Origin of the sequence: Kangiella geojedonensis (genome assembly GCF_000981765.1) — a bacterium.
In the GTDB taxonomy this organism is placed as follows: Bacteria; Pseudomonadota; Gammaproteobacteria; order Enterobacterales; family Kangiellaceae; genus Kangiella; species Kangiella geojedonensis.
This window is the reverse complement of sequence record NZ_CP010975.1, coordinates 883,261-893,797: the sequence shown is the minus strand read 5'-3', so window position 1 is coordinate 893,797 and position 10,537 is coordinate 883,261. Positions and strand designations below refer to the sequence as shown.

General features: G+C 43.5%; 9 protein-coding genes. 1 reads left to right on the top strand and 8 read right to left on the bottom strand.

All coding sequences use genetic code 11. The features are described 5' to 3' along the window. Window positions 1–254: 254 nt before the first annotated feature. The 6 genes from TQ33_RS03940 to TQ33_RS03915 form a co-directional block, all read right to left on the bottom strand. A complete protein-coding gene (locus TQ33_RS03940) occupies window positions 255–1,394 on the bottom strand; it encodes an ATP-NAD kinase family protein (RefSeq protein WP_046560904.1) in 1,140 nt (379 codons plus the stop codon). Further along, a complete protein-coding gene (locus TQ33_RS03935) occupies window positions 1,382–1,996 on the bottom strand; it encodes an elongation factor P hydroxylase (protein WP_084616920.1) in 615 nt (204 codons plus the stop codon). Before TQ33_RS03935 ends, TQ33_RS03940 begins: the two co-directional genes overlap by 13 nt. Before the next feature lie 3 nt (window positions 1,997–1,999). Then, window positions 2,000–2,914 (bottom strand): 50S ribosomal protein L3 N(5)-glutamine methyltransferase, encoded by a 915-nt coding sequence (prmB, locus tag TQ33_RS03930; RefSeq protein ID WP_046560903.1) that lies wholly within the window; start codon window positions 2,912–2,914, stop codon window positions 2,000–2,002. Next, the gene (locus TQ33_RS03925; protein WP_228640396.1) at window positions 2,911–3,696 is read right to left on the bottom strand and encodes a lysophospholipid acyltransferase family protein; all 786 of its coding nucleotides are present in this window, start codon (window positions 3,694–3,696) and stop codon (window positions 2,911–2,913) included. The genes prmB and TQ33_RS03925 overlap by 4 nt, the downstream gene beginning before the upstream one ends. An 80-nt stretch (window positions 3,697–3,776) precedes the next feature. Then, window positions 3,777–4,229 carry a SixA phosphatase family protein gene (locus TQ33_RS03920; protein WP_228640384.1) on the bottom strand — a complete coding sequence of 151 codons (453 nt, stop codon included), beginning with the start codon at window positions 4,227–4,229 and terminating at the stop codon, window positions 3,777–3,779. Between the two features lie 58 nt (window positions 4,230–4,287). Next, window positions 4,288–5,301 carry an adenosine kinase gene (locus tag TQ33_RS03915; RefSeq protein ID WP_046560901.1) on the bottom strand — a complete coding sequence of 338 codons (1,014 nt, stop codon included), beginning with the start codon at window positions 5,299–5,301 and terminating at the stop codon, window positions 4,288–4,290. Window positions 5,302–5,384: 83 nt separating this feature from the next. Here TQ33_RS03915 and TQ33_RS03910 point away from each other — a divergent pair, with 83 nt between their 5' ends. Next, window positions 5,385–6,236 carry a 6-pyruvoyl trahydropterin synthase family protein gene (locus TQ33_RS03910; protein WP_046560900.1) on the top strand — a complete coding sequence of 284 codons (852 nt, stop codon included), beginning with the start codon at window positions 5,385–5,387 and terminating at the stop codon, window positions 6,234–6,236. On the opposite strand, the gene TQ33_RS03905 is transcribed toward TQ33_RS03910, so the two are convergent. Both TQ33_RS03905 and xthA read right to left on the bottom strand, forming a co-directional pair. Next, window positions 6,233–9,706: an AsmA family protein gene (locus TQ33_RS03905; RefSeq protein WP_046560899.1), complete on the bottom strand. Its 3,474-nt coding sequence runs from the start codon at window positions 9,704–9,706 to the stop codon at window positions 6,233–6,235. The genes TQ33_RS03910 and TQ33_RS03905 overlap by 4 nt on opposite strands. Window positions 9,707–9,715: 9 nt before the next feature. Next, window positions 9,716–10,534, bottom strand: a complete 819-nt coding sequence (gene xthA / locus TQ33_RS03900; RefSeq protein ID WP_046560898.1) for an exodeoxyribonuclease III — start codon at window positions 10,532–10,534, stop codon at window positions 9,716–9,718. Window positions 10,535–10,537 lie beyond the last annotated feature (3 nt).

Below are 10,537 nucleotides of genomic sequence, written 5' to 3'. Positions count from 1 at the left end.
AGATAGTCGATTTGTAGATAGTGTGTTCTCCCTGAACACGAGAGGTACTTTATCAAAACCGTTCACTTGAGCAATGAGCAAATTAAGAAAAAGTTAACACGGCTCATTTAGGAAAATTATTTTTATGTTTGTATATCAATGGGTTACAAAAGATGCATTTAAAAAACCTCTTAAAACCCTGCGACTTTTCAGACTTTGCTTAGAGTTTTGTGCGAGATCTCGCACAAAAGGAGCGGTCAAAAGCTTAAACCCACCTAATTGTTTAGTCCTACTGGATACAAAATAAAGTCTTCATAACCGGTGATCACCTTCATTACACCTGATAATCGTTGGTTCAAGGCGGGATCATCGCTATCCACGATAAGCGGCTTCCCTTCCAGTTCCTTAAGCTTGGTTTTAGTGGCAATGATATATATATCGTCTTTTTCCAGCTGTGATAAGACTTTGGCACTTAACTGTTGATTCCCTCGCCCAACGATATGGCCTTGTCCTCCAATCACGGTAATAACTAGCTTGACCTTTCCTCCGTGCTCTGACAGCAGTCTTAATATGTCCGACTCTGTCATATCGCTCGCGATAACCTTGCCAGCATGGACACAGTCGAGGCCTAGCAAGGTATTCTCCAGTCCCATCGACTCCATCAAAAAAGCGCAGGTTGATCCAGAGCCAATTAAATAATAATTATCATCATCCATATTGTCGGTGATAAAATCAGCAATATCCTGTAGGACTAACTCTTCTAGCTCACGCCCACCCGACTTTGTGGCTTGGACATAACGATGCTCCGCTGGAACCTGCATCTCGCCATACTGCTTAGCTCGAACCACACCTTTCCGGAACGCATCTTCGTCAATATCCATCACCGACGTTTCAAGCAGGCTCACTAGCTCTTTATTAATCATTTTCTCGATCACTAACCCTGCGGCATGTGGCGTTACGGCATAGACCCCTGAATGAATCTTTACACCAGCTGGAATACCAAGAACTGGTACAGTGCCGTCAACGGCCTCATAAATATTTCGGGCAGTGCCATCCCCTCCAGCGAACAGCAACACATCAATAGCGTCGGACTTGTCTTCAAGTCCAACCATGATCGTAGCCGCCTTAATCGTGTCATCAGAAGTTGAAGGCTCATGTGATTGATACACCACTTTAAATCGGAACCCCATGTCCTCAAGAAGGTTCTCTCCCATATCGCCCGAAGCCGTTAAGATAAGGAGCTGTTCTTTGTATGGCATCAATGCTTCCAGAGCAATTTTCGCGCGCTGAACAGCCTGTGGCTTTGCCCCGCGAGCGAAAGCTTCTGTTCGAATGGCCTCGCCATCACTGCCTTTGAGGCCTACTTTGCCACCAATGCCGGCAAAAGGATTAATGATAAAACCTAAAGTAAACATGAGTCTATATGCGGTTGATGAATGGGGTGTTGTTGTCGATAGAGCTTGCATAAGAGCTGTATCATAGACAATGCTCGTGGCGGAAAACCTTCTAAGAAGTAGCAACCCAGTTGACGGTAAACGTCATCACGAAAAGCATCAGCTTGCTTTGAAGCTTCAGCACCACCGTCAAGGTTATCAATGCTTAGTCTAAAGGGAATACCTGCAGCAAGACTAAAAGCCCACTCTAAAGCTTGTGGCTTTACTTCGACTTTAAAAAACGCTATCTGTTGCTCGGGACTGCGACCGTCGGGCTCATACCAGTAACCATAATCGTCTATCTGACGGCGTTCAACACCAGCAATACACCAGTGTGCGATCTCGTGGAGCGCACTGGAGAAATAGTCGTGGCTTGAAAAAATGATAGCAGCTTCATCTGGGGACTTAGCAGCCTGGTAAAACGGTTCCGTAGCACCAGGCATTAATTGGGTACTGTGTTGCTTAAAATGCCGATTGAAGGCTTCAGCCAAGTGCTGAACACTCGGTTGTTGATAGCAGCATTCAGAAGATGAGCTGTCAATCGGGCTAGGTTCAAACTGTTGTAACGGTGCTTCAAATAACATGAATTAGCTGAAATATTCGAGTAATTGTTTTTTAGTTAAAACAAAGACACCATCACCACCCTGTTCAAATTCAATCCAGTTAAACTCAACCTCAGGGAAGCTTTCTTCAAGAGCTGGCCAACTGTTTCCGACCTCTACGATAAGAACACCTTGGTCGCTTAAGTAGTGTGCCGCATTTTCTAAAATTTGGCGTGTAATGTCCAAACCATCAAGCCCTGAACCCAAGCCAATTTCAGGCTCGTGGTGATACTCTTGTGGCATGTCAGCTAAATCTTCAGCGTCAACATACGGTGGGTTGGAGACGATCAAGTCAAACTGCTCACCCTCTAAGCCATCAAACAAATCAGACTGCACCGCACGTGCTTTATGATACAAGCCTAAACGCTCAATATTAATTTCAGCTACCGTCAACGCATCTTCTGATATATCAGACATCACGACTTCGGCATCATCGATATAGGCCGCCGTAGCAAGGCCAATACAACCACTTCCACAGCATAAATCCAATACTTTCGGGTTATCGGCTTCAAGCCATGGGTAAAAATCATTATGGATCAATTCAGCAATTGGTGAGCGCGGCACTAGGACTCGCTCATCAACAAAGAACTCTAAACCTGCAAAATAAGCTTTATTAGTAATAAACGCTAAGGGTTTTCGCTCGGAGACCCGAGTTTTAATAGCATGAATTAAGTGCTTCTTTTCTTCTGTAAGAACCTGAGCACCTAGCATACTTTGAGGATAATCTGCTGGCAAATCAAGCATTTGAAGTACAACAGCGACAGCCTCATCCCACGGATTATCTGTGCCATGACCGAAATACAGATCGGATTGGTGGAACTGTGTTGCCGCAAAGCGTACAAAGTCAGCGATGCTGCTTAACTCTTGTTCAGCTTGTTGGTAAATGTCTTGTTCATTCATGAGGCCACCTCGCCCTGCTGTTCGCTTAACATGCTATATAATGAATTATATACTAATTCTGTAAGTTGATTGCGATCTGCCACCTCAAATTCTCGACAATCAATAGCCTTGCCTACCTTTACGCTAACCTTTTGATTTAAACGCATCTGTAACCACTTTTTATTAGGAAGCACTTTATAGATATCTTCGATCGCCACAGGAATAATCAATGCATTAGTATCAATGGCTAACCGAATGGCGCCTTTTTTCAGTGGGTAGAGCTTGCCATTACTTGAACGGGTTCCTTCTGGGAACATGCAAATGCGAATACCGCTCTCCATTTTTTCTTTAGCGATACTGAGGTCTTTAATCGCTTGTTGCCGATTTTGTCGATCGATCGAAAGGATTTCAGCGGTTTTCATCGCTCTAGAGAGCAGTGGGATTTTGAACAATTCTTTCTTAGAAATCATACGAATACTGCCTGGGAGCGCAGCAAAAATAAGCGGAATATCGTATGCGCTGGAATGATTAGCGACAATAATAACACGACGCCCAGGCTCAGCCTGACTCTCTAAATCACCCTCCACCGTCCAACGCAGACGAACCGCATTGACTAGGCAAGTTCCCCAACGATAAATAACGCGGTCAATTTTAGGCCTCACGGTCTTTTTGGCTGATTCGCTGCGATTAAATAGAGCGGTTCCAAGGGTCAATAGACTATACTTGCCCGTTGCGGCAATAGAGACCAATATTACCCACCAAGCTCTAAGTAGGTTTGCTTTTTTGACTGTTAGTTCGTTCAAAACCGATGTCACACAAATGTCATAGAAACGCAATGCTAGCTATTTTTCTCAAGGACTTCCAGAAGATTCTTTGAATATACTTACTCTGGCGTGTGGAACGACACTTTTCTAGCGCTCTGATTCATCTTATTAAACACGAGGCTGCCAATCGCTGCGGTCGGGAAATATTGACTCTCCCCTCTCAACCAACCGGCCCATAAATGAGAAACCAGAGGCATGTGACTGATCAACATAGTGGTTCCTTCTGTCGCTTCTTCAACATAAGGAATCGTCATATCAGGATCAGATTCTGAACTCAACAAAGACTCTGTTTGTCGCTGCCAACGATAATCGACTAGAGAAGATAGGGTTTCTTCAAAGGTATCTGCGGTTTGTTGTGCTCGCAAAACTGGACTCACCAATAAAGTATCGAGCTTAGTTTCGTGTTTTAGCAGATATTCTGCAAACCAGCGTGTCATTTGCTTGATTTGCTGATGCCCCGTCTCAGAAATTTGACGCTCCCCATTAATGTAAGGAGCGTCGCCATGTCTCATGATAAAAATATGCCTCATAAACAAATTCTACTTGTCAGTCCTTAACAACGTTTGCGATTTACTGAATAGAGAATTCTTTCTTAACAAACTGTTGTAACTCGGCCACAGCTTCTGACTTTAAGCGTGGGCCAAACTGCGTCACAAGGTGAGCTGATGCGAAGCTTGCTAGCTTACCTGAATCTGCCCAGCTTAAACCGTTGGTTAGACCGAACATAAATGCACCTGCGAACATATCGCCAGCACCATTGGTATCAAGCGCTTTCACCTTAAATGGCTCAATCGTTTGTACTTTCTCGCCATCGAAACTTAAGGCACCTTCTTTACCTAAAGTAATCACAACTTGCTTCGCTTGCTGTGACAAAATGGTCAGTGCCTTTTCAACGTTATCAGTGCCTGTATACTCTAAAGCCTCGTCATCATTACAGAATAATAAATCCACACCACCATCGAGAATCTGCTCAATCTCTGGCTTGAAAAAACGAACCATGTTTGGATCCGATAAAGTGGTCGCGACCTTAACACCTTTCTCTCTAGCGAAATCACGCGCTTTAATCGCTGCAAAATGAGCGTCTGGCGAGCTGACTAAATAACCCTCAATATACAAATACTGACTGTCGCCAAGCGCTTCGTAATTAATATCCTGCTCTTTAAGTTCACTACTGATGCCTAAGAAAGTATTCATGGTCCGGTCGGCGTCAGGGGTAATCATGACCAAGCACTTTCCTGTTGTACCTTCGTTACCTTCTAGTTGACTCAAGGTATTGGTGACACCAGCATCATCTAAATCATCCGAGTAAAATACGCCAGCTTCATCTTTAGCAACTTTGCATGAATGAAACGCTTTCCCGCCAAGCTGTGCCAGCGCGATTACGCTATTAGCTGCTGAACCGCCTGATGCTCTTTGGTGAATATTTCCTTTGAGATGGCCTAATAAATAATCATGACGCTCTTCATCGACCAATGTCATCACACCCTTTTCAACGCCCAAACGTTCTAGCTCAGTTTCATTGACTTCGATTTCAACGTCCACCAAAGCATTTCCGAGCGCGTACAAGTCATATTTTTTTGTCATCTTTAAAATCTTGATTAGAGTTTGTCCCGATTATGCTATAATTTATCGCAAGATTAAACGTTAACCACTCCTTGGTTTTGGCTATGCCTGCACTCTTTGTTGACCAACTTACCGTAATTGACTTTGCTTTTTTCGATATTCACCGTGGAATTGTCGGTGAAAGCTGGATTGTTGACCTTGTCTTAGAAGGTGAGCTAGACGATCAGGGCATGGTATTCGACTTCGGTGATGTGAAGAAACGCATCAAACAAGCCATCGACGCAACGGTTGATCACAAGTTTGTGGTTCCAGCCAATAGCAAGTATGTGACCACTGAACATAACGACCAAGGGTTAAAGCTCACTCTATCAGACACTTCAGGTCACCGTTATTACCACCAGTCACCCGAGCAAGCCGTTGTTTTGTTAGACGCAGAAGAAGTGACTATGGACGATGTTATTAAGGTGCTGAATGAAGCGTGTCTTGAAGTCGTACCCGCTAACGTTGCGAAAATTAACCTTAAGCTCAGTACTGAAGCCATCACTGGTAATTATTATCATTATGCCCACGGCTTAAAGAAGCATCTTGGCGACTGTCAGCGAATTGCTCATGGTCATCGTTCGCGCATCCATATTTTTGATAATGGACAACGCAGCCAGAAGCTCGAAGCTTTTTGGAGCGAGAAGTGGGAAGATATTTATATTGGTACCGAAGAAGACTTGGTTGAGCCAGAAGTCGAAAGCTCAAAAGACTATTACCGCTTTGCCTATACCAGCGAACAAGGGTATTTTTCTCTAGAAATCCCTAAAGCACGGTGTCACATCATGAAAAATGACTCAACCGTAGAGTTGATTGCTAATCATATCCTCAAACAGCTAAAAGTCTTAGAGCCTAATGCAAAACTAGAAGTTAAAGCCTTTGAAGGCGTTAACAAGGGTGCTATTGCTCACGGCTAATTTGCGTTATCGGCTTCTTCTTCATCAGCACTACCCTCTTCTATAGCATCTTCTGCGTTAGGGTCTATGGTTCGCTGTTGCTCCTTAGGAATAATCTCAGCACCGTCTTCAGGGTGTGGAACCACACCTTCATAGATAGCTGAGCAGGCTCCGCCTGTAATCAAACCAACGCCTTGCTTGAACAAGCCAGTAATCGAACCGGTTACGGCATCAAAGGCCGCAGTGAATGTTTCAATATCAGGGGAAGTCAGGCTGCCGTTAAGGGTTTGTCCGTACTCGCTACAACCTTTTTCATTAATGATGTCAAATTCAAAATCCTTGAACTCTTGTGCCGCTAAATTAATCTGCCCATTAAAGGCAAAGCGGTACTGTTGAGTAGCAGCGGCCACATCCTTGGTCGACATAATACCTTTTTCTATGTCCATATCGACGTTAAGGTGAGAAAAATGTGTATCCCCTTTATCGGCACCTAACTGGCTAAGAGTATCTTGAAGACTAACGCCTTGAGATGCCAAAAGTCCCAGAGGACCTGCGAGTAACAAGCCACCTACATCCAGCAATCCGAACTTTTGACTGTCTAAGAAACTTCTCAAAACTTTATTAACGTTCAGTCGATGTAAGGTTACAGGCGTTTGATTTCGAATGAATACTTTCCCTTGTAAAGTATCTGCGATAGTTTCAGCATCGACTCCTAAAAACTGAATGTTAATATCGCCCTGTAAACTGCCAGACATAGCGATACCGTCCTTAGCTTCAGGCTCAACAAGTTTTTCCAGCAGCAAATTATTGAACTCTGAGACATAAGTAGAGCGGTAAGGTTGCTGAGTTAAATCAAGCACCCATTTAGCACTGATCGGAGCTTCATTAATCGTCACTCGTAAAGGCTGGATGGTAATAGTTTGCTTATCTTGAACCGCTGTAACGGTCAGATTGTTGATATCCGTCTGTTTCCGAGCAATGGTTCCGACCTTGAGGGCAATCAACGTAAACGCATTTTCAAGCTGAGAGCCGTACCATTGATCAATAGTTTGATGATTTTTGGCCACCATAAGCTCAGTAGCTCCGAGATAAAAATCATTAACCGATATCGTTTCAGCATTATCGTCCTTGCCCTGCTGAATCTCAGCATTCACATTGCGAAGCTTTAAATCACCAATTTTCAATGTTCGCAAGGCAAACTTTGAGGCTTCTTTTTGTTGCTGCTGGTCTTCTTTAGTGCTTTCCTCACTAGCTGAGTGATCTTGTTTGGGTAGAACCAGCATAATATCTGCACTACGAGTATGTAGGCGGTCGAGCATTAAATCTTTATTGCGCAATGTCCCTTTCAGGTCTAATCCGCTGACACTTCCTTCTGGGACGCTAAGTTTGTCAATGTTAAGTCGAATGGTATTTGCGGAATTAGCAAAATGTGGCATCGGATTGCTTAACAGTTGGCCATCTCGGACCAATGGAAAGTGACTCAAGACAAGGTTACCGTTCGACACCTGATATTGAACGTCATCATTTTGATAACCCAGACTTATTTGTCGCAAATTAATATTGTTAAGCTCGACATAATCAATCGGTAACGACTCACTTGATGGCGTACCTTGAGCGCTATCGTCCATCGTGGCATCAATCGACAACTCAGCTGAACTCAGTCCCAGCTCTTTCACGCTTAACCGGTTATTTTGATATTCAGTGTTCACTTTCAAGCCGGCTAAACTGCCTTGTGGCACTTTAAGTGCATCTGCTTCAAAAGAAAGTATCGACTGCTGTTGCCAAGACTTGGGATCTGTAACAACCCACTCGCCGCCGTTATAAATGGGGATGTTGGATGCGCTGATCGTTAAACCTTCGCCGGCATACTGCAGATTCGACTCGGTGATATTGAGTGCCCCATTGCCATTCTTGACCTTAAGCTCGGTCAGACTAATGGACTCAATGGGCAGCAGCGAAGGCGTCGCTTGCTGTGCCTCAGCCGAACTAACATTCGTCAATTGATACTGGATATTCGGCTGTTCAACAGTAACTCGCTGGATTTCAAGAGAAGAGTTCGTCAAAGTCAGCTCTGAAGTCATGTTGCCAACTTCACCAAAACTGCCAGAGTAAGTGCCTCTTTTAAGTAGCACGGACGCCTGCTCGCCTCCAACATTCAGGCTATCAATAGCAAAGACAGGTTGATTATCAACAACTAGTGGTATTTTAGTAAGCTCAAGATCAACCTTTGACACAGAGTGCTCTGCACCGCTCTGTGTCAATACAAGACTCCCTTGAGAAACATTGCCCTTAAGTAGCGTTGCGGTTTTAAAAGGCAAGAACCACTGATTGTCCGATGCGCTACTGTCGCTGTTAGCAACATCAGTGTCTTGGTTAAGCTTTACAGCAGGACGCACAATATCTAGTTGTGGAATAACAAACTGTCCGCCCTTAAGCTCACCGGTTAGATGCAAGCTTTCAAAATCCATAATTGCAGACTGCATGACTTCTGAGCTCAGGTTAAACTGGCTATTTTGGGCTTGATAAAACGCAGGCCAATCGAGCCACAGTGCTTTTTTATCTTGAACGAGTAGCAGCTCAGAAAACTCAGCCTCTATCGCCTTGATCGATAGCTCATGCTGATCCTGAATTGCAAGGTCTGTCTTACCCAAATCGATTTTCTTGATCACAATATCATTAAAAGGAAGTTCTAAGCTCTCAGCTTTCGGCGATGTCGGATTAGAACTCTTGCCGTCTTGCTTAACCTGAGTAGCTGGAACGGATGACGCTTGTGAGTGATCCAATAAATTGATATTAATTGATGATTGACCTGAGTAAACATCATCAATCACCAGTCGCTGACCATCGATGTGAGCATTTAAGCTAAGGTCATTTAACTGGGTTTTATCTGACTGTAACGTTTTTAAGCTTGCTTCTAGAGTGGTGTTGCTCGCTTTAACTAAGCGCTGCAAATCTTCAAATAAAAGAAATCCATCTTCAGCAACAGGAATATTCCGAACTTTAACTTCAGCTCCTTTTGCCAATAGCGTCACTTCACCACGGTACTCGAAGTCGAGGTTATTAATATCGATGGCTGCGACATCAATAAAATCAAACGGCAGTGATGTCTCTTCAGAGGTTGTTTCGTCTTCTTTGAGTTTGAACTCAAAAGGATAACGAACTTTTGCGTTGGTTAGTTGTAGTAACTCCACCGTCAGCTGGCTTGACCATAAGTGACTATAATCCAGCTCCCCTTCTAATCGCTCGAACTGGACAAAAGGGTCATCTTTAGGCCCGATAACGCTAGAGCTGATTTTGATAGTCCCACTCAATAGCGAAACGTCTAACTCACCAACTGTTGCTTCGACGCCAAGGTGTTCTTTTAAATAATCCTCAAGATAAGATTCAGAGTTTATAATATAGACAAAAACGGAAACAGCCAGAAACAGTAGTACGAAGAATCCTAATAAGACCCACAATATCCTTTTTAACCATTTCCAGCTTTTCGTCATAAATTATTACTACTTGTCTAAATTAAACTCCGTCCAAACTGGTGCGTGATCCGATGGACGCTCCATACTACGAATCTCATAATCAATATCTGATGCTACTGCTCGCTGGTTAAGCCAATCGCAGGCAAACACTGAGTCAATACGCAGTCCTCGCTTAGGCTCGCGCTCAAAACCACGACTGCGATAATCAAACCAGCTAAACTTATCATCTTTATCGGGGTTTATTGTACGGTAGGTATCATACAGCCCAGCACTTAACATGCGCTGAACCCACTCACGTTCTTCTGGTAAAAAGCTACACTTACCCTCTCTTAACCAACGCTTGCGATTGGGTTCACCAATACCGATATCAATATCCAGTTGTGAAATATTAATATCACCAAGAACAATGGTTCTTACATTTTCAATGTCATGACTGTCTAAGTAGTCTTGTAAGTCTTGGTAGAATTTTTGCTTATAAGGAAACTTGGTTGGGTGTTCACGGTTCTCACCCTGTGGGAAATAGCCGTTAAGTACCTTAATCGTTTCATTACCATACTGGAACGTGGTAATGATCATTCGGCGTTGAGCATCTTCAGGATCATTGGGAAAGCCTTTCTCTACGGCAATGGGCTTTTTTTTGCTGAATGTCGCAACGCCATAATGAGCTTTTCCACCATGAATTTCTATGTGATACCCCAAGTCTTTGTACAAATCAAAAGGAAACATATCATCATGGACTTTAGTTTCCTGAACACAAATAATGTCAGGATCATGCTTTTCTACCAGCGCTTCCATTTGATGAGCACGAGTACGAATACTATTAATATTAAATGTCACAATTTTCATAGT